This window comes from Streptomyces marokkonensis, assembly GCF_039539045.1.
Taxonomy (GTDB): domain Bacteria; phylum Actinomycetota; class Actinomycetes; order Streptomycetales; family Streptomycetaceae; genus Streptomyces; species Streptomyces marokkonensis.
Map to the genome: position 1 here is coordinate 1 of NZ_BAABCQ010000153.1, position 18,832 is coordinate 18,832.

Here is an 18,832-nt window from a genome sequence, read left to right on the forward strand (position 1 = left end):
CTCTTTACGTTGTGCCGCCGCAACCTTCGCGGCTCTCGAGCGGTAGTCACTGCGGCCGGGCCCGGTCGATCACTCGCCGGGCGCGGTCGGTCACCTCATCACTGACTTCCGTCGAAGGAGCATCATGTCCCTCCCCCTGACCCGCCGGATCGCCCGTGCCGCGCTGCTCGTCGCCGCCGGAGCGGCTGCCGGGGTCGGTGCGGCCGGCTCCGCCAGCGCGGCTCCCGAACTGCCGGCCACCCCGAACCTCGGGGGACTGACCGCCCTGGACGGGGCGAATGTCGGCAACACCGTCGACTCCGCGGCCCAGAGCGTCACCAAGACCGCCGGCGAGACCGGTGGCAAGGCCGTCCAGAAGGGCGTGCCGGCCGCGGGCAAGGCCGGTGGCGCGGTCGTCAAGAAGGCCACCCCCATGGCCCAGAAGGCCGCCGGGGACGCGGCGGGCTCCGCCGGGGACATCGTCGGCGACACGGCGCAGACGGCCACGAAGGGCGGGCTGCCGACGGACGCGCTGGGCACCGGCGAGCTGCCGGTGCAGGGGCTGCCGCTCGGCTGAGCGACCGGCTCGCACGACGCCGGGGCCCAGGATTCTCTTCCTGGGCCCCGGCGTTCTTGCTCGACCGCCCGCAGCGGCGTCGCCTACAGGCGCGCCACCGCCGCCCGGACGCGTTCGTCCGTCGCCGTCAGGGCCACGCGGACGAAACGGCCGCCCGCCGGGCCGTAGAAGTCGCCGGGAGCCACCAGGATGCCGCGCCCGGCCAGGTGGGCCACCGTGTCCCAGCAGGACTCGTCGCGGGTGGCCCAGAGGTAGAGGCTCGCCTCGCTGTGCTCGATGCGGAAGCCGTGGCCGAGGAGCGCCTCGCGCAGGGCCGTACGGCGGGCCGCGTAGCGCTCACGCTGAACGCGGACGTGCTCGTCGTCGCCGAGGGCCGCCACCACGGCCGCCTGCGTCGGCGCCGAGGTCATCATGCCGCCGTGCTTGCGGATCTCCAGCAGGGGCCCCAGGACGGCCGGATCGCCCGCGAGGAAGGCCGCGCGGTAGCCGGCGAGGTTGGAGCGCTTGGAGAGCGAGTGGACGGCGACCAGACCGTCGTACGAACCGCCGTTGACGTCCGGGTGCAGGACGGAGACCGGGTCGGCCTCCCAGCCCAGTTCCAGGTAGCACTCGTCGGAGACGACGAGGACGCCGTGCTCGCGGGCCCAGGCCACGATGCGGGTCAGCTCGGACTTCGGCAGGACCCTGCCGGTCGGGTTGGACGGGGAGTTGAGCCAGAGGAGCTTCAGGCCCTCCGGGTCCAGCTCGGTGGGACCCGGCGCGTCAGCGCCTGGTGTCAACGTGTATGCCTCGTACTGGGCGCGGGCCAGGCGCGCGCCGACCTCGTACGTCGGGTAGGCCAGCCGCGGGAACGCGACCCGGTCACCGGGGCCGAGGCCCAGCTGGGTCGGGAGCCAGGCGACGAGCTCCTTGGAACCGACGATGGGCAGGACGTGGCGGTGGGTCATGTCGCGGGCGCCGAGGCGTCGCCCGGCCCAGCCGGTGATCGCGTCGCGCAGTGCCGGGGTGCCCCAGACGGTCGGGTAGCCCGGGGAGTCCGCCGCGTCGGTCAGGGCCTTCTGGATCAGTTCGGGGACCGGGTCGACCGGGGTACCGACGGAGAGATCGACGATGCCGTCCGGATGCGCCGCGGCCGTCTTCTTGTACGGCTCCAGCTTGTCCCAGGGGAAGGTCGGAAGGCGGTCGGAGACTGCGGACACGGTTACTGGCTCACTTTCCTCGTGCGGCAGGTGCGACAGGTGCGACAGGTGCGACAGGTGCGACAGGTGCCGCTGTCGCGGCCGACAGGCGAAACGCCTCGGTCCCGCACGGCGTCGATCGTGGGCGATCAGCCGTACGGGACCGAGGCGACGCGGCGCGGCGCGGGCCGCTCCTACTGGTTCTGCGGCGGCAGAGCGGCGACGAAGGGGTGGTCACGTTCGATCAGCCCCAGCTTGCTGGCACCACCCGGCGAGCCGAGCTCGTCGAAGAACTCGACGTTCGCCTTGTAGTAGTCCTTCCACTCCTCCGGGGTGTCGTCCTCGTAGAAGATCGCCTCGACCGGGCAGACCGGCTCACAGGCACCACAGTCGACGCATTCGTCCGGGTGGATGTACAAGGACCGCTGGCCCTCGTAGATGCAGTCGACCGGGCACTCCTCGATGCACGCCTTGTCCTTCACGTCGACACAAGGCTGCGCGATGACGTAGGTCACGCTGTCGTTCCTCCTCGATTGGGCGCTGGCGGGCCTCCTCAGGCTCCGCCGCCTGGCGCGCGGGAGCGCGGCGTCGTCGATGCCCGCCCCTAGTATCTCCGTTCTTGGGCATGATCCGAACAGGAGGGGTGAACAGACCCGTGGAAATCTCTGCCGCAGGGCGCCTTGAGGTCCGTATCACCGCTGCTGACGTGGGCAAACGAGTCTCCGTACGGTACTTGAGCCATGCTGGTGTCGGGGGTGAGAAGTTCACCGACACAGTAGGCGTTCTCACATCCTGGGACGCTGGTGTGCTGCTCATCACACGAAAGAGTGGCGAATCCGTGCGTGTCGCGGAGTCGGCTCTGGTCGCGGGGAAGGTCGTACCGCCGGCTCCCGCCCGTCGGCGTGGTCCCGCCGCCTCCTACCGGGAGCTGGCGCGGGTGGCCGCGCGGGCCTGGCCGCCGCTGGAGAGCGAGCGGCTCGGCGACTGGGAGTTGCGGGCGGCGGCCGGCTTCACCCGGCGGGCCAACTCCGTACTGCCGCTCGGCGATCCGGGGCTGCCGCTCGACGAGGCACTGAGCGCCGTACGACGCTGGTACGGCGCGCGCGGCCTGCCCGCGTACGTCCAGACCGCCACCGGCGCCGAGGGTACGCAGGAGCTGCTGGGCGCGGAGCTGGAACGGCGGGGCTGGGTGCGCGAGGTGACGGCCGAGGTGTGGACCGGCGGGCTGGCACCCGTCGCAGACCTGTCCGAGGGCACCGGTGTGCTCCTGTCCCGGGAGGTGGACGAGGCGTGGCCTGCGCGGTATCGGCGCCGGGGCGTGAGCGAGGTGGCCCTGCGGGTGCTGACCGCCGGACCGTCGGTGTGGTTCGCGACGATGCCCGGCGCGGACGCGGACCCGGACGTGACCCCGGGCGCGGACCCGGACGTGGACGTCCCGGCCGCGATCGGGCGGTGTGTCGTGGACGGGCGGTGGGCCTCCTTCGGGGCCGTCGAGGTCGACCCCGCGCGGCGCCGCCGGGGGCTCGCGACCGTCGTGATGGCCGCGCTGGCCCGCCGGGCGCTCGACGAGGGCGCGTCGGCGGCGTGGCTCCAGGTCGAGGCGGACAACGCGGGGGCGCGGGCGCTGTACGCCGGGATGGGATTCGCGCCGCATCACGCGTACCACCACTACCGGGAGCCCGGCAGTGCCGGGACGGACCGGTAACCGATCGCCGTGAAAGGGCACGAGCCAGTCATGCGTCACCCTCATCCCCCGTCACCGCGACGCTCGGCCGAGCTGCGGCGGCGGTTCGCCGAAGAGGCCCGCTCCGAGCGGCCCGACCTGGCCACCCTGTGCCTGCTGGTGGGCGCGGAGGCGGACGGGGCGCTGGACGAGGCGGGGCTGGACGCCGCGCAGATGGAGCTCGACCGGCTGGCCGGGCAGCTGCCGTTCCGGCCGGGCACGCCGCGGGCCTGGGCGGAGGCGCTGCGGGACCTGCTCGGCGAGCGGTACGGGTTCCACGGAGTCGCCGCGGACTACCAGCGGCTGGAGTCGTCGTTGCTGCACGAGGTGCTGCGACGCCGGCGCGGGCTGCCGATCATGCTGTCGGTGGTGTGGCTGGAGGTGGCCCGGCGTGCGGGGGCTCCGGTGTACGGGGTCGCGCTGCCGGGGCACTTCGTGGTCGGGTTCGGGCCGGAGTTCGGGCCGGAGGAGGAGCGGGTGCTCGCCGATCCGTTCGACGGCGGACGGGTGCTCGGCGGGAACGACGCGGAGCTGCTGGTGACGGGGGCCACGGGGGCCGCGCTGCACCCTTCGATGCTGGAGCCCGCGGCGCCGCTGGAGGTGGTGTCGCGCATCCTGAACAACATCCGGGCGTGGGCGGCGGCCCGGCCGGAGCGGTCGGACGTCGGCTTGTGGGCGATCGAGCTGGCACTGCTGCTGCCGGCGCATGCGGCGCGGCTGCGGTACGAGCGGGCGCGGTTGCTGGTGCAGCGGGGCGAGTTCGCGGCGGGCGCCGGGGAGTTGGAGGCGTACGCGGAGGTCGTGGGAGCGGTGGACGAGGCGGTCGCGGAGCAGGTGCGGGGGGAGGCGCGGGCGGCCCGGGCACTGCTGAACTGACCCGGGCGGCCCCTCCCCGAAGTCCGCCGGGCCGGCCGAGGGGCGTCCGGCGGACGCCCCTCGTGGGTCGACGCGGCTACGTCGGGTTCGTCTCGATGACCGCCACCCGGTCGGTCTTGCTCTTCAGGGCCTGCCGCAGGGCCCCGTAGACATCCTCGGGGGTGACGGCCGACTTCTCACCGTTGGCGCGGTTGACGAGCACACCGTCGAACGTCTGGCCGTAGAGCTCCTCGAGAGCGGCCAGGTCGGGCTTGTCGGTCAGCTTGCCGTCGACCGCCGTGACCCCGAGGAACTTCCACAGCGACTTCTCGGGGCTGAACACGATGCTGTGCGCCGGGTCCGTCTGCACGGTCACCTTGGCCGACATCGCCGGCTCGGCGAACTCCTTCATCATCCGGTCGACCTCGGCCTTGGAGACCGTGGGCTGCCGGCTGGTCGTCGGCACGTTCACCGGGGTGGCGGTGCCCGTCTCCACCTGGGCGCGGTACGCCTCTCGCACCGCCTCGGTCGACTTGTCGACGTCTATGCCCTTGCCCGCCTTGCCGTACACGGGGACGGCCTTGCCGGACTCGAACCTGACGGTGCCCTCGGTCACCGATCCGGCACCGCCGGCGGCGCCCTCCAGGGCGGCGTGCAGCTTCTCCTCGTCGACGGGCATGACCGGGTCGACGACACGCTGCCGGCCGAAGAGGGAGCCGATCACGGAGACCGGGTTGTAGTCGCTCGTCGCCGCCGCGCTGGCCGTGGCCTGCGTGTCGAGCTGCAACCCCGCCTGGTCCGGCTTGAGGGAGACGGTGTCGCCGCCCACCGTGAGCTTGAGCGGCTTGCCCGCGCGGTCGGCCAGGACGTCGTCCAGTTTCTCCACGGCGTCGTCGCGCGTACTGCCGCCGATGTCGACGCCGAGCACGGTGGTGCCCTTCGGCACGTCGGAGCGGTTCATGAGCAGGCCGGCACCGTAGGTGACACCGGCGACGAAGACCAGGACGCCGACGAGCAGGGGGAGCTTCTTGCGCCCCTTCTTCTTGGTCGGCTTGGCGGAACTCGCCGGGGGCGCGGAGACCGGCTCGGTTTGCTTCGGGGGCGTGTGCGGCAGCGGTCCGTCGGCGGACCCGCCCCGGGTGGGCACGTTCCGGTCGCCCGGTACGACGGGGATGCCGCTGGTGACGGTGTTCCCGGAGACGTTGTCCGGGTTGCCGTAACCAGGGGTGCCCGGCTCCGGGGCCGGCTTCTGCGGCGTGAGGATCGCGGTGTCGTCGCTGAGACCGCCGCCGGGGCCGAGGCGGGAGGAGCCGGGGCCTGGGCGTGCGGCATCGGTGCCGGGGCCACCCCGGAACATGCCCGGACCACCCGGGCCGGCCGGACCACTCGGACCCCCGGGGCCGACCTGGCCGCCGGGAGCACCCGGGCCGCGGAGCCCGGCGGGGGCGGGGGCGGGGCCTCGCTGTCCGTTGGACGCGCCGGATCCACCGGGCATCCCGGGCCCGCCGGCCCGGGGCGGCGCCGGCGCGCTGTCCCCGGTGACCGGGCCGCTCGTCGGGCCCGCGGGGCCACCGCGGGTGTCGCCGTACGGGGACTGTCCGTTCGGTCCGCTGTACGGACCGCCGGGGCCGGGGACCCCGCCGTTCTCGGAGCCGTACGGCAGGTCGTCGCGGCGCGGTTCGCGGCCACTGCCGGGTCCCGGGCGGTCACCGCTGTCGGTGCCCGGGCGGGGGCCGCCGCCGTTGCCCAGCGGCCCCGCCGCCAGTGCCTCGGTCACGTCGAAGGACCCGGTGCCGCCGCCGTGGCCGGGCGCCACGGGTCCGCCCGTCGCCCCGGGGAGGCCGGCGCCGTTGGTGGAGCCGGACCGGGAACCGCCCGGCGCGTTCATGGAGCCGAGGACTCCACCGGGACGGCCACTCCCGCCGCCCGGTCGCGCACCGGTACCGGTACCCGAAGCACCGGCTCCCGAACCGGCGGCACCCGCGGCACCGGCGGGACCCGCGCCGGAGGCTCCCGGCGTGCCGGCCGCCGCGCCGGAACCGCCGGGCAGACCGGCGCCGTTGGTGGAGCCGCCCCCTTGAGCGCCCTTGCCCGGGCCGGACTTGCGTGGCGCGAACCAGTCGCTGGTCGGCTTGTCCTCGCCCGGCCGGGCGTGCTGCGCGTGCTGCGCGTGCTGCGCGTGCTGCGCGTGCTGCGCGTCCTCGGCGGGAGTCTCGACGCCGCCCGCGGGCGGCGCGGCGGCGCTCGGCGCCTGCGCGGTCCGCTCGGCCGTCGTTCCTCCGTCGCCGTCGGCGCCCGCGGCGTCCTCGCCGTTCTCGCCGTCCGCGACGGGCTTGCGCACGACGACCGGCGGAATGGGACGCGACCCGGGGATGTTGATTCGGATACGGGTCGTCAGTGTCGTCTCGGTCTTGCGTTCCTCCGGCCGCACGGCCGAACGACCCCCGTCCGCACCGGCGTCGGAAGCCGTGGGTGTCCCGTAGGGCGGGGTGCCCGACGGGTATGCGGCTCCGCCGCGCCCGTGGGGCCCGGAGGACGAACTGTCAGTTTCACGACTCAAGGCAGGTTCTCCCGGTTGGCTCCGCCGCCCGGCACACCAGCATGCGGGCGGCTCGGCGGCGCGCACCACCATACTGGCCACTTCTGACGCGTATCCCGTGACCGCCGGGGAAACCCACACCGGACTCGCACGCCCGCGCCATGGCGAAGTAGTACGTCACTTCCCAAGTCGGACGGCGTCGCCGTCCGGTTGCCGCACCGGCGCGAGGGTGGCGCAGATCACAGCGACGGCGATCCCGCCGAGCAGGAAGAGGTAGGAGCCGCTGCCGGCGGCGAAGAGGAAGTCGCCCTCCGGGCGGCTGGTGGTGAGCAGAAGCACGGCAACGGCCCAGCCCACGGCAGGCGCGACGGCTCCGCCCCGGCGTCCCACGGCCCGGGCCGCGCCGAGGAAGAGTCCCGCCTCGGCGGCCAGCGCGAGCAGCAGCCCGCCCGGGAACCACCCCGGCTGCACCAGCGCGCCCGCCGCTCCCACGACGGCGCCGAGCACCAGGAGCCCCAGGTAGAGCGCGACCAGCCCGGGGGACGGCGCGCGCAGCGGCTGGGCCAGGGCGGAGGTCGTCGGCTCGGTACGGCCGCTCACGGCGTCTCCTCGGTCTCGATCCCGGCGAACAGGTCGCTCTCGCGGGCGCCGCCGTCGCTGTCACCGGCCCGCTCTCCGCGGACCAGTTCGTAGTACTCGGTGGTGAAGACCGGCTGGGCCAGTTCGTTGGAAAGGACGAAGTGCGGCCCGGCCACGGTGATCTGCGTGACGTGCGCGCTCATGGCCGCGGTCTTGGCGGTTGCGTACGCGGTGCCCTCGCCGCGGATCTCGGTGGTGATCCGCTCGTCGTCGACGACGCCCGGTACGTCCTCGACGCCGGCCGCCTTCTCGAAGGGCAGGCCGGGCAGCTCCTCGTCAAGGCGGGCGAAGGCACCCTCGGCGACGGTGCGCGGCACGCGGTTCCAGTAGACCTTGGCGATCGGGCAGCCGGCCTCGGCCGCCAGCTCGGCGGCGCGCATGGCGATGCGGTGGGCCTGGATGTGGTCGGGGTGGCCGTAGCCGCCGTCGGGGTCGTAGGTGACGAGGACCTGGGGGCGCACCTCACGGATCACCTCGACGAGGAGTTCGGCGGCCCGGTCGACGTCGGCCTGCCACAGGCAGCCGGGGTCGTCGTTGTCGGGCAGTCCCGTCATGCCGGAGTCGGCGAACCGCCCCGGCCCGCCGAGCAGCCGGAAGTCGTCGACGCCGAGCGCGCGCATCGCGGCCGTCAGCTCGCCCCTGCGGTGTCCGCCGAGGGCGGCTCCGGACAGGTGTGCGAGTTCGGGCGGGATGACCTCGCCCCGCTCACCGAGAGTGCAGGTCACCAGGGTCACGTGGGCGCCTTCGGCCGCGTACCTGGCCATGGTGACGCCGTTGTTGATCGACTCGTCGTCCGGGTGCGCGTGCACCAGCAGCAGACGCCGGGCGGGGAGTTCCGTCATGGGCTCCACCCTATGAGTACCAGGGACGAGGTGGGCCGCCTCCCCTCCGCAAAGGGCCGCTTGCGGGGGCGTGAACACTTTCGGACGCAGCGTCCACGCCTCCCGCTGCCGGACCGCCGTCGGACGAGGGCGCTCGCGGCGACCCCAGTCATCGCCGCCGTACTGCTCGCCGCGTTCCTGGTCCGTCAGGCCACCGCGAAGAACCCGTTGATGCCGCTGAGGATCTTCCGCTCGCGCAGCGTCTCCGGCGCCAACCTGGTGCAGGTCCTGGTGGTCGCCGCGCTCTTCTCCTTCCAGGTCCTCGTCGCCCTCTACCTTCAGAAGGTGCTCGGGTACGGTGCCGCCGAGACCGGCCTCGCGATGCTTCCGGCGGCCGTCGTCATCGGTGCGGTCTCCCTGGGCCTCTCGGCCCGCCTCAACGCCCGCTTCGGTGAGCGCAACGTCCTGCTGGCCGGCATCGTGCTCCTCGTCGGCGTCCTCGCCCTCCTCGCCCGCGTCCCCGTCCGGGCCGGTTACGCCGTCGACCTGCTCCCGGTCATGCTGCTCGCGGCGGGCTTCGGCCTCGCGCTGCCCGCGCTGACCTCACTCGACATGTCCGGCGCGAGCGAGGAGGACGCCGGTCTCGCGTCCGGCCTGTTCAACACCACCCAGCAGATCGGCATGGCTCTGGGCGTCGCCGTCCTGTCCACCCTGGCCGCCTCCCGTACCGAAAGTCTCGCGGCGGACGGCCGGACGGCGGCCGAGGCGCTGACGGGCGGCTACCGGCTCGCCTTCGCGGTGGGCGCGGGGCTCCTGGCCCCCGCCTTCGTCGTCGCCTTGGCGATGCTGCGCCGCCCCGAGCGGCAGACCGCCCAGGAGCCGACCGACGACACGCCGGCTCCCGCCCGAGCCGTAACCGTCTGACTCGCCTCCCGCCCCGTCCCGCCCCGTCCAGCCCCGACGCGCCCCGTCCCGACCACCGAAAGCCTGATACCCATGAGCGAGAAGAAGACCGTCACCGAGACGCCCGCCCGCACCACCGAGAACGACGGCCCGGCACCCCGGGTGCTCACCGACCAGGAGCTCTCCCAGCTGTTGGGCCGACAGCAGTTCGGCGTACTCGCGAGCGTCAGGAAGACCGGTCACCCGCACCTGTCGACCGTCGTCTACGACTGGAACGCCGAGGAACGCGTCCTGCGCGTCTCCTCCACCGCCGACCGCCTCAAGGTCCGCCAACTGCGCCGCGACCCGCACACCTCACTGCACGTCAACGGCCCGGACGTCTGGTCGTTCGCCGTGGCGGAGGGCGAGGCGGAGATAGTGGACCCGGCCGACGGAGCGGCCCCCGGCGAGCAGTCGCTGCCGGACCGGCGTGTGGTGATCCTGATCAGGGTCTCCCGGCTGTACGGGACCGCCCTGGACTTCCCGGCCCAGGACTGAAAGGGAGTCGGGCGGCCAGGTCCGGCCGAACCGTGCCCGCGCCCTTCACCCCCGGTGCCCCGGGATCCTCGGCATCCGACGACCGACCGGGAGCGGCTCGCGTTCGGGGGTTGGTCAGGCCTCTCGGGAGTCGGTGGCCCTCGCCCCCGCCGCGCGGGCCGGCTTCGTGCCGTACGCGGTCGAGGGCTGATCCGGCGGCCGCCGGCCGCGCCGGAGGACACCCTCCGCTCAAAGCGTGAACGGAGAGCGCCATTTGTCCTCCAGGCGCTCACACGAGCGGCGCGAGGACAGTGAGCCCGAATTGTTCACGTCTTCAGGGGAGCGGGCCGCCTCCTCGGCACACTCCACACCGCACGTCTCGGTCCCCGTCTCCCCAAAAGGCCGCCAAGCTCGCGGAGACGGGTGCCGACGTCAGAAGCTGATGCTGCCGATCATCCCCGCCAGGTTCGTCGTCAGCTCACTGATCGTGGGAGCGATCGTCGACGACGCCAGGTAGAAGCCGAGGAGCATGCACACCACGGCATGCCCCGTCTTCAACCCCGACTTCTTGACCAGCAGGAAGACGATGATCGCCAGCAGCACAACCGCCGAAATCGAGAGTGCCACGGCGGCTCACCTCCAATAAGCCCAGGGACATGGGGGGGTCGGACGCAGTCGAACCTTGGGACAGATAAATCCACGCAGCGGGCACCTGGTTGATACCCACTATGCGCTAGTGATCATAACTATCCGTGCGCGCGCATCTCTCGGCGCACGGCCGCACAAGGGGGCGCATGGCCAATATGGTCAGGGCATGACGACCGAGTCCGACTCCTTCCCCAAACGGCACGCCCGCACCCAGCGGTTCACGCTCGGCGCGCCGCGTTCGTTCACTGTGGCGCCCGACGGTTCACGGGTCGCCTTCCTTCGCTCCGGTACCGGTACCGACCGGGCCAACTCCCTCTGGATCCTTGATGCCGAAGGGGGCGGCGAGCGCGTCGCCGCCGATCCGCGCGCCCTCCTGGGCGGCGCCGAGGAACACCTGTCGCCCGAGGAGCGGGCGCGGCGTGAGCGCAGCCGCGAGGGCGGCGCCGGCATCGTCGGCTACGCCACCGACGCAGCGGTCGAGCTGGCCTCTTTCGCGCTGTCGGGGCGGCTCTTCGCGGCCGAGCTGCGGGCCGGGACGGCACGCGAACTACCCGTCCCCGGCCCGGTGATCGACCCGCGTCCCTCCCCCGACGGGCGGCACATCGCCTACGTCGCCCAGGGCGCCCTGCGGGTCGTGGGCGCCGAGGGGGACGGTGACAGGGCGCTGGCCGAGGCGGACGCCGAGGGCGTCACCTACGGGCTCGCCGAGTTCATCGCCGCCGAGGAGATGGGCCGCAGCCGGGGCTTCTGGTGGGCCCCGGAGTCGGACCGGCTGCTGGTGGCGCGCGTGGACGACACGCCGGTCAAGCGGTGGTGGATCTCCGACCCGGCCCACCCCGAACGTGATCCACAACACGTTCCGTACCCGGCGGCGGGCACCGCCAACGCGGACGTACGGCTGTTCGCGATCGGGCTGGACGGGGGGCGCACGGAGGTCCTCTGGGACCGGGCGCGGTATCCGTATCTGGCGCGAGTGCACTGGTCAGCGGCAGGTGCCCCACTCCTCCTCGTGCAGGCGCGCGACCAGCGCAGTCAGTTGTTCCTCGCCGTGGACACCGAGTCCGGAACGACCCGGATGGTGCACGCCGAGGAAGATCCAATTTGGCTGGAACTCTTCCCCGGCCTCCCCTGCTGGAGCCCCTCCGGACAGCTCGTGCGGATCGCCGACGAGGGTGGGGCGCGCGTACTGGCGGTCGGTGAACGGCCGCTCACCGGAGCCCAGTTGCATCTGCGGGCGGTACTGGACGTCTCCGGCGACGACGTGCTGGTTTCCGCGTCGGCCGGTGAGGAGGCCGCCGAGCCGGAGACGGGCGAAGTGCACGTGTACCGAGTGAACGAACTCGGCGTGGAGCGCGTCTCGCAGGAGCCCGGCGTGCACTCGGCCGTGCGCGCCGGAGGTGTGACCGTTCTCGTCTCCGCCACCCTCGGCCGGCCGGGGGCCCGGGCACAGGTTCTGCGGGACGGGAAGCCGACGGCGACCGTCGCCTCATATGCCGAAGACCCCGGTTTGTCCCCGCGCGTGACACTCACCCAAGGGGGCGCACGCCGTGTCCCGTGCGCCGTGCTTATGCCAAGGGACTACCACGGTGACGCCCCCCTCCCCGTCCTCCTGGACCCGTACGGTGGCCCGCACGGTCAGCGCGTGGTGGCCGCGCACAACGCCCACCTCACTTCACAGTGGTTCGCCGACCAGGGGTTCGCGGTGGTCGTCGCGGACGGGCGGGGCACGCCCGGGCGGTCCCCCGCCTGGGAGAAGGCCATCAAGGACGACGTGGCCGCCGTCGTCCTCCAGGACCAGGTGGACGCGCTCCAGGCCCTCGCCTCCGACTTCCCGCTCGATCTGAACCGCGTCGCCATCCGCGGCTGGTCGTTCGGCGGTTACCTGGCGGCGCTGGCCGCCGTGCGCCGTCCGGACGTCTTCCACGCCGCCGTGGTGGGCGCCCCGGTCACCGACCTGCGCCTCTATGACACCCACTACCAGGAGCGGTACGTCGGTCACCCCGACGAGCAGCCGGAGGTCTACCGCCGCAACTCGGTGATCGACGACGCGGGCCTCGTCGACGCCGCCGAGCCGCACTGCCCGATGATGATCATCCACGGGCTGGTGGACGACAACGTGGTGGTGGCCCACTCCCTGCGGCTGTCCTCGGCCCTGCTGGCCGCCGGCCGCCCGCACGAGGTGCTGCCGCTGTCCGGTGTCACGCACATGACCCCGCAGGAGTCGGTCGCCGAGAACCTGCTGCTACTCCAGGTCGACTTCCTCAAGCGGTCGTTGGCGTAGCGCCACCGCCGCACAGACGGATGCGCCCGCCGCTTTCACACGCGGGCAACTTCGTCGAATCGACACCGATATACGCACGGGTCACGATGAGTGGCGTACGGCCGTGCGGGTGCCGTGAGCGGGCCGGGGAGCGCCATGTCACCCCGGCCCGCCCCCCTGTCCGCCCTCTTCCTCGCCGCCCTCGCTGTCCTCCGTGTGCGCACCGTGCGGGCCGTGTCCCGCACCGTCCGAGTCCGCCTCCGGCGGCATCACCTGCCCCGGCGCGGAGCGCCTGAGCGGCAGGTCCTCCGCGAAGTGGCACGCCGAGTCGTGGGCCGCGGGGCCGGGGACCGTGCGGAACTCGGCGGGCACGGCGAGCGCCGGCACCTCGAGGGCGCAGCGCTCCCGCGCCTTCCAGCAGCGGGTGCGGAAGCGGCAGCCGGAGGGGATGTTGGTGGGGGACGGGACATCACCGGCCAGGATGATCCGCTCGCGGTGTTCCCGGGCCTCCGGGTCGGGTACGGGCACCGCGGACAGGAGCGCCTGGGTGTAGGGGTGGGTCGGGTGGTCGTAGATCTCGGCATCGCGTCCGGTCTCCACGATGCGGCCGAGGTACATCACGCCGACCCGGTCCGAGATGTGCCGGACGATGGACAGGTCGTGGGCGATGAAGATGTAGGAGAGGTCGAACTCGTCCTGGAGCCGGGCCATCAGGTTGATCACCTGGGCCTGGACGGACACGTCGAGGGCCGAGACCGGTTCGTCGGCGACGATGATCTCCGGGCGCAGGGCGAGGCCGCGTGCGATGCCGATGCGCTGGCGCTGGCCGCCGGAGAACTGGTGCGGGTAGCGGTTGATGTACTCGGGGTTCAGGCCGACCACGTCCAGCAGGTGCTGGACCCGTTTCCGCCGGTCGGCCTTCGGGGCCACCTCCGGGTGGATGTCGTACGCCTCCCCGATGATGTCGCCCACGGTCATGCGGGGGTTGAGGGAGGTGTACGGGTCCTGGAAGACCATCTGGATGTTGCGGCGTACGGCCTTGAGTGCCTTGCCCGACAGCTTGGTGATGTCCTCGCCCTTGTAGCGGATCTCCCCCGCCGTGGGCCGTTCCAGGTTGACCAGCATCTTGGCGACCGTGGACTTGCCGCAGCCGGACTCGCCGACGATGCCCAGTGTCTCGCCTCGAGCGAGTGCGAAGTCCACGCCGTCGACGGCCTTCACGGCGCCGACCTGCTTCTTGAAGAGGATGCCGGAGGTCAGCGGGTAGTGCTTGACCAGTCCGCGGACCTCGAGGATCGGCTCGATCGCCTCAGCCATGCAGGCACTCCCTCCAGAAGTGGCATGCGCTGCCCCGCTCGGCGTCGGACTCCGTCACGTCGTAGAGGGGCGGTACGTCGGTGCGGCAGACGTCCTGGGCCATCGGGCAGCGGGGGTGGAAGGCGCAGCCGGGCGGGATACGGGTGAGGCTGGGCGGCAGGCCCTTGATGGCGTAGAGCTCCTGGCCCTTCTGATCCAGGCGCGGGATCGACTCCAGCAGGCCGCGGGTGTAGGGGTGGGCGGGCGCCTTGTAGATGTCGTGGACCGGTGCCGTCTCCACGATCCGGCCCGCGTACATCACGGCGATCCTGTCGGCGACGTCGGCGACCACGCCCAGGTCGTGGGTGATGAGGATCAGGCCCATGCGCAGCTCGCGCCGGAGTTCGGCGAGGAGGTCCATGACCTGGGCCTGGACGGTGACGTCGAGGGCGGTGGTCGGTTCGTCGGCGATGATCAGCTTGGGCTCCAGGGCCATCGCCATGGCGATCATGATGCGCTGGCGCATGCCGCCGGAGAACTGGTGCGGGTACTGCCGCACCCGCTCCTTCGCGGCCGGGATGCGGACGCGGTCCATCAGCTCGACGGCCTTGGCGTGGGCGTCCTTGCGCGACATCCCGCGGTGCACGGTGAACATCTCGGCGAGCTGGGCGCCGACGGTCAGGACGGGGTTCAACGACGACAGCGCGTCCTGGAAGATCATCGCCATTTCGGCACCGCGGACCTTCCGGCGTTCCTGCTCCTTCAGTTTCAGCAGGTCCCGGCCCTCGAAGAGCACCTCGCCCGCGGTGATCCGGCCCGGTGGCACGTCGAGGATGCCCATGACGGTCTGGGCGGTGACGGACTTGCCGGAGCCGGACTCGCCGAGGACGGCGAGGGTCTCGCCCGCGTCGACGGCGTAGCTGACGCCGTTGACGGCCTTGGCGACACCGTCCCGGGTGTGGAACTCCACGTGCAGGTCGCGCACTTCCAGCAGCATGCGGCGGCTCACCTCAGCTTCGGGTCGAGGGCGTCGCGCACCGCGTCGCCGAGCATGATGAACGCCAGGACGGTGATGGCGAGGGCTCCGGAGGGCCAGAGCAGGGCGTGCGGGGCGTTGCGGACGTAGGGGGCGGCGGCGGAGATGTCGATGCCCCAGGAGACGCTGGGCGGCTTGAGGCCGACGCCGAGGAAGGACAGGGTCGCCTCCAGGGAGATGTAGGTGCCGAGCGCGATGGTCGCCACGACGATGACGGGGGCGACGGCGTTGGGCGCGATGTGGCGCAGCAGGAGGCGGGAGTTGGAGGCTCCCAGGGCACGGGCCGCCTGGACGTAGTCGTTCTGCTTGGCGGTGATGACGGAGCCGCGGGCGATGCGGGAGATCTGCGGCCAGCCGAGCAGCACGATGAAGCCGATGACCGGCCAGACGGTGTTGCTGGTGATGACGGAGAGCAGGACGAGGCCGCCTAGGACGACCGGGATCGCGAAGAAGACGTCGGTGATGCGGGAGAGGACGGCGTCGCCGGCGCCGCCGAAGAAGCCGGCGAGGCCGCCGAGGACGCTGCCGAGGACGGCGACCCCGAGCGTGGCGAGGACGCCGACCGCCACCGACGTACGGGCGCCGTAGACGGTGCGGGTGTAGACGTCGCAGCCCTGGCCGTTGAAGCCGAAGGGGTGGCCGGACCGGGAGCCCTCCTGGGCCCTGGCGAGGTCGCACTTGAGGGGGCTGCCGGAGGCGATCAGGGACGGCCAGACCGAGATGACGAACAGGAAGAGGATCACCAGGGCGGAGATGATGAAGACCGGGTTGCGGCGCAGGTCGTGCCAGGCGTCGGACCACAGGCTGCGGGCCTTGTCCCGCGGTCCGGCTTCCTCGTGGCCGTCCGGGTCGCCAGGTGTCTTCTCCAGCGTCACCGCCTCGCTCGCGCCGAGGTCCATCGTCCCGCCCATGCCGGTGCCGGCGACGGCGCGTTCGGGTTCGTACGGCTGCTGCTGCTCAGGCATAGCGGATCCTCGGGTCGAGTACGGCGTACAGGAGGTCGACGAGGAGGTTCGCGACGAGGAAGACGAGGACCAGCACGGTGACGAAGCCGACGACGGTCTGCGTGTTCTGCCGGAGGATGCCCTGGTAGAGCTGGTAGCCGACGCCGTGGATGTTGAAGATCCGCTCGGTGACGATGGCGCCGCCCATCAGGGCGCCGATGTCGGTGCCGATGAAGGTGACGACGGGGATCAGGGAGTTGCGCAGCAGGTGCCGGGTGACGACCCGGTGGCGGGGCAGGCCCTTGGCGATGGCGGTGCGGACGTAGTCGGAACGCCGGTTCTCCGCGATGGACGTACGGGTGAGCCGGGTGACGTACGCCAGGGAGACCGAGGCGAGGACCAGGCCCGGGACGATCAGCTCGCCGAAGAGGGCCTCGGAGGAGACGGCCGGGTCGATCCAGCCCCACTTGACGCCGAGCAGGAGCTGGAGGATGAGGCCGGTGACGAAGGTGGGGACGGAGATGACGACGAGCGTGAGCAGCAGTACCCCGGTGTCGACGGGGCGGCCGCGGCGCAGGCCGGTGACGACGCCGAGGACGACGCCGACGACGATCTCGAAGAGGATGGCGATGACCGTGAGCCGGATGGTGACGGGGAACGCGGTGCCCATCAGCTCGGTGACCGGCTGGCCGTTGAAGGCGGTCCCGAAGTCGCCGGTGAAGACGTTGCCCATGTAGGTCACGTACTGCTGCCACACGGGCTGGTCGAGGCCGAACTCGTGCCGCAGCCGGGCGGCGGTCGCCGGGTCGCACTCCCGGTCGCCGCAGAGTCCCGCGACGGGGTCGCCCATCACGTTGACCATCAGGAAGATCAGCAGCGTGGCCCCGATGAAGACCGGGATCATCTGGAGCAGCCGCCGGACGACGTAGCGTCCCATGGCGCCCCCTCAGCCGACCTTGATCTCGTTGTAGACCGGGACGCTGAACGGGTTGAGCTCCACGTTGGACAGCCGCTCCGAGTAGCCCGCGCTGCCGTTCTGGTACCAGAGCGGGATGGCTCCCATCTCGTCCCGCAGGACCTCCTCGGCCTGCTGGAAGAGGCCGATGGCCTTCGCGGTGTCGGTCTCGGCGTTGGCCCGGTCGACGAGATCGTCGAACTTCTCGTTGGACCACTTGCCGTCGTTGGAGGAGGCGTTGGTGTAGTAGAGCGGCTGGAGGAAGTTCTGGATGAGGGGGTAGTCCATCTGCCAGCCGGCGCGGAAGGGGCCGCTCATCTTCCGGTCGGTGATCTGGCTGCGGAAGTCGGCGAAGGTGCCGACCGGGTTGCCGGCGCAGGCTCGGTCGTTGTCCAGGGCGTTGTTGATGGAGTTGCAGACCGCGTCGACCCACTGTCCGTGGGAGCCGGTGTCGGCGTTGTACGTGATCCTGACCTGGCCGCCGGGCAGTCCGCCGCCCTCCTTGATCAGCCTCTTGGCCTCGTCGGGCTTGAACTCGCAGGCCTCGCCGCACAGGCCCGCCTTGTAGCCGCCGTCCTCGCCGAGGACGGGTGAGGTCCAGTCGGTGGCCGGGGTGCGGGTCTGCTGGAAGATCGTGTCCGTGATCTGCTTGCGGTCGATGGCCATGGACAGGCCCTTGCGGACCTTCTCGGAGCCGGGCTTGCTCCAGTCGTCGTCGTAGAACGGGAACGCGAGCGTCTGGATGATGCCGGCCGGGGTGTTGATGTACCGGTCGCCGAGGTCCTTCTTCACGTTCTTGAGCTGGGCGGCGGGGACGTCGTCGACGAGGTCGAGGTTGCCGGCCATCAAATCGGTGTAGGCCGTGTTGTTGTCCGTGTAGACCTTCAGGTCGACGCCGCCGTTCCGCGCCTTGTCCGGGCCCGGGTACTCCTCCCACTTGCGCAGGGACATCTGGGAGCCGCGGGCGTAGTTGTCCACCATGTACGGGCCGTTGCCGACCGGCTTCTTCAGCCAGGCGTCGTGGTCGTCGAAGAAGGCCCGGGGCAGCGGCGCGAAGGCCGGGTAGCCGAGGGTGTCGGGGAAGGTCGAGAACTTCTGGCTGAGCTTGACGGTGAAGGTGCGGGGGCCGGTCACCTTCAGCCCGGATAGCGTTTCGGCGCTCTGTTCGCCGCTCTCCGGGTGCGTCTTGTCGTAGCCGTCGATGTAGGCGAAGAAGTACGCGTTGCGCTGGTTGTTCTTCAGGCTCGCGCCGTAGTTCCAGGCGTCCACGAAGGACTGGGCGGTGACCTTCTCGCCGTTGCTGAAGGTCCAGCCGTCCTTGACGGTGATCGTGAAGTTCCGCGAGTCGGAGGTCTCGATCTTCTCGGCGAGCATGTTCTCGGCCTCGCCGGTCTCCGGATCGTACTTCTTCAGCCCCCGGAAGATCATGTCGAGGACCTTGCCGCCCTGGACCTCGTTGGTGTTGGCCGGCTCCAGCGGGTTCTGCGGGTCACCCCAGGACGAGCTGAGGACCGCGCTCGTGTCCGTGCCGCTGCCGCCCCCGCCTCCGCAGGCGGTCGCCGCGAGGGCTGCCGCCACCGCGCATGCGGCCCATCCGGCGTGCCTGGCTCCGCGCATGGAGTGCCTCCTCGTGCCCCGGCTCGTGTCCCGGCTCGTCCGCCGGCTCGTCCGACTCGCTCGCTGATCCATTACCGGCCAGCATCAGGGCAAAAGGGGCACATCGCACACGCAGTCCCCCCTTTGGAGGAACCCAACACCCTCTCCCCCGCGACGGGCGGGTGCCGGGACAACACCCCCGGCCCGCAGTAAAGGATCTTGAACGTCGACGCAATGGATCTTCGCCATCCGATGCGGAACCGTTGAATTACGAACACTCGGTGTACGCATTTCGACGACCCGACGTCCGCATAACGAACGCCTTGCCCGTTTGGCCCCATTGGCACCTTGTAGGGCACGAATCGAT

At 71.7% G+C, this 18,832-nt stretch carries 16 protein-coding genes and 1 pseudogene; 6 read left to right on the top strand and 11 right to left on the bottom strand.

The annotated features are described in order from the left end of the window. Positions 1-124 precede the first annotated feature (124 nt). Positions 125-556, top strand: coding sequence for an ATP-binding protein (locus tag ABEA26_RS28465; protein ID WP_345596225.1), 432 nt, complete (start codon positions 125-127; stop codon positions 554-556). Positions 557-639: 83 nt separating this feature from the next. Here the strand turns inward: ABEA26_RS28465 and ABEA26_RS28470 are convergent, their stop codons facing one another. Next, the gene (locus tag ABEA26_RS28470; protein ID WP_345596226.1) at positions 640-1,755 is read right to left on the bottom strand and encodes a bifunctional succinyldiaminopimelate transaminase/glutamate-prephenate aminotransferase; all 1,116 of its coding nucleotides are present in this window, start codon (positions 1,753-1,755) and stop codon (positions 640-642) included. Positions 1,756-1,928: 173 nt separating this feature from the next. Next, positions 1,929-2,249 (bottom strand): ferredoxin, encoded by a 321-nt coding sequence (gene fdxA / locus ABEA26_RS28475; protein ID WP_003973842.1) that lies wholly within the window; start codon positions 2,247-2,249, stop codon positions 1,929-1,931. 140 nt (positions 2,250-2,389) lie between these two features. On the opposite strand from fdxA, the gene ABEA26_RS28480 reads away from it, so the two are divergent. Next, the gene (locus tag ABEA26_RS28480) at positions 2,390-3,439 is read left to right on the top strand and encodes a GNAT family N-acetyltransferase (RefSeq protein ID WP_345596227.1); all 1,050 of its coding nucleotides are present in this window, start codon (positions 2,390-2,392) and stop codon (positions 3,437-3,439) included. A 30-nt stretch (positions 3,440-3,469) separates the two neighbouring features. Continuing rightward, positions 3,470-4,333, top strand: a complete 864-nt coding sequence (locus tag ABEA26_RS28485; protein WP_345596228.1) for a transglutaminase-like domain-containing protein — start codon at positions 3,470-3,472, stop codon at positions 4,331-4,333. Between the two features lie 76 nt (positions 4,334-4,409). Here ABEA26_RS28485 and ABEA26_RS28490 read toward each other — a convergent pair whose 3' ends face one another. From ABEA26_RS28490 to mshB, 3 genes are all read right to left on the bottom strand, one after another. After that, positions 4,410-6,872 (bottom strand): hypothetical protein, encoded by a 2,463-nt coding sequence (locus ABEA26_RS28490; protein WP_345596229.1) that lies wholly within the window; start codon positions 6,870-6,872, stop codon positions 4,410-4,412. 156 nt (positions 6,873-7,028) lie between these two features. Beyond that, complete coding sequence (locus ABEA26_RS28495) at positions 7,029-7,451, bottom strand: DUF6113 family protein (protein ID WP_345596230.1); 423 nt, start codon at positions 7,449-7,451, stop codon at positions 7,029-7,031. After that, positions 7,448-8,332 carry an N-acetyl-1-D-myo-inositol-2-amino-2-deoxy-alpha-D-glucopyranoside deacetylase gene (gene mshB / locus ABEA26_RS28500; RefSeq protein ID WP_345596231.1) on the bottom strand — a complete coding sequence of 295 codons (885 nt, stop codon included), beginning with the start codon at positions 8,330-8,332 and terminating at the stop codon, positions 7,448-7,450. Before mshB ends, ABEA26_RS28495 begins: the two co-directional genes overlap by 4 nt. Positions 8,333-8,482: 150 nt before the next feature. Here mshB and ABEA26_RS28505 point away from each other — a divergent pair. Together ABEA26_RS28505 and ABEA26_RS28510 are read left to right on the top strand one after the other, a co-directional pair. Next, positions 8,483-9,302 (top strand): annotated as a pseudogene (locus ABEA26_RS28505) (MFS transporter); the annotation flags it as partial. A gap of 5 nt (positions 9,303-9,307) precedes the next feature. Next, complete coding sequence (locus ABEA26_RS28510; protein ID WP_345596232.1) at positions 9,308-9,751, top strand: pyridoxamine 5'-phosphate oxidase family protein; 444 nt, start codon at positions 9,308-9,310, stop codon at positions 9,749-9,751. A 411-nt stretch (positions 9,752-10,162) separates the two neighbouring features. On the opposite strand, the gene ABEA26_RS28515 is transcribed toward ABEA26_RS28510, so the two are convergent. After that, a complete protein-coding gene (locus tag ABEA26_RS28515; protein ID WP_345596233.1) occupies positions 10,163-10,357 on the bottom strand; it encodes a hypothetical protein in 195 nt (64 codons plus the stop codon). A 187-nt stretch (positions 10,358-10,544) separates the two neighbouring features. Between ABEA26_RS28515 and ABEA26_RS28520 the strand changes: the two genes are divergently transcribed. Further along, complete coding sequence (locus tag ABEA26_RS28520) at positions 10,545-12,659, top strand: S9 family peptidase (RefSeq protein WP_345596234.1); 2,115 nt, start codon at positions 10,545-10,547, stop codon at positions 12,657-12,659. A gap of 138 nt (positions 12,660-12,797) precedes the next feature. Here ABEA26_RS28520 and ABEA26_RS28525 read toward each other — a convergent pair whose 3' ends face one another. From ABEA26_RS28525 to ABEA26_RS28545, 5 genes are read right to left on the bottom strand one after another with little or no spacing between them, the layout of a single operon-like run. Then, entirely contained in the window at positions 12,798-13,955 is a 1,158-nt protein-coding gene (locus ABEA26_RS28525) for an ABC transporter ATP-binding protein (RefSeq protein ID WP_345596235.1), read from the bottom strand. Beyond that, a complete protein-coding gene (locus tag ABEA26_RS28530) occupies positions 13,948-14,931 on the bottom strand; it encodes an ABC transporter ATP-binding protein (RefSeq protein ID WP_345596236.1) in 984 nt (327 codons plus the stop codon). The genes ABEA26_RS28525 and ABEA26_RS28530 overlap by 8 nt, the downstream gene beginning before the upstream one ends. An 8-nt stretch (positions 14,932-14,939) precedes the next feature. Continuing rightward, entirely contained in the window at positions 14,940-15,935 is a 996-nt protein-coding gene (locus ABEA26_RS28535) for an ABC transporter permease (RefSeq protein ID WP_345596237.1), read from the bottom strand. Further along, the gene (locus ABEA26_RS28540; RefSeq protein WP_345596238.1) at positions 15,928-16,851 is read right to left on the bottom strand and encodes an ABC transporter permease; all 924 of its coding nucleotides are present in this window, start codon (positions 16,849-16,851) and stop codon (positions 15,928-15,930) included. The genes ABEA26_RS28535 and ABEA26_RS28540 overlap by 8 nt, the downstream gene beginning before the upstream one ends. Before the next feature lie 9 nt (positions 16,852-16,860). Beyond that, the gene (locus ABEA26_RS28545) at positions 16,861-18,486 is read right to left on the bottom strand and encodes a peptide ABC transporter substrate-binding protein (protein ID WP_345596239.1); all 1,626 of its coding nucleotides are present in this window, start codon (positions 18,484-18,486) and stop codon (positions 16,861-16,863) included. Positions 18,487-18,832 lie beyond the last annotated feature (346 nt).

Coding starts and splice junctions, on each gene's coding strand:
- ABEA26_RS28465 (WP_345596225.1), top strand. CDS start 125: ATGTCCCTCCCCCTGACCCGCCGGATCGCCCGTGCCGCGCTGCTCGTC.
- ABEA26_RS28485 (WP_345596228.1), top strand. CDS start 3,470: ATGCGTCACCCTCATCCCCCGTCACCGCGACGCTCGGCCGAGCTGCGG.
- mshB (WP_345596231.1), bottom strand. CDS start 8,332: ATGACGGAACTCCCCGCCCGGCGTCTGCTGCTGGTGCACGCGCACCCG.
- ABEA26_RS28510 (WP_345596232.1), top strand. CDS start 9,308: ATGAGCGAGAAGAAGACCGTCACCGAGACGCCCGCCCGCACCACCGAG.
- ABEA26_RS28520 (WP_345596234.1), top strand. CDS start 10,545: ATGACGACCGAGTCCGACTCCTTCCCCAAACGGCACGCCCGCACCCAG.
- ABEA26_RS28525 (WP_345596235.1), bottom strand. CDS start 13,955: ATGGCTGAGGCGATCGAGCCGATCCTCGAGGTCCGCGGACTGGTCAAG.
- ABEA26_RS28530 (WP_345596236.1), bottom strand. CDS start 14,931: ATGCTGCTGGAAGTGCGCGACCTGCACGTGGAGTTCCACACCCGGGAC.
- ABEA26_RS28535 (WP_345596237.1), bottom strand. CDS start 15,935: ATGCCTGAGCAGCAGCAGCCGTACGAACCCGAACGCGCCGTCGCCGGC.
- ABEA26_RS28540 (WP_345596238.1), bottom strand. CDS start 16,851: ATGGGACGCTACGTCGTCCGGCGGCTGCTCCAGATGATCCCGGTCTTC.
- ABEA26_RS28545 (WP_345596239.1), bottom strand. CDS start 18,486: ATGCGCGGAGCCAGGCACGCCGGATGGGCCGCATGCGCGGTGGCGGCA.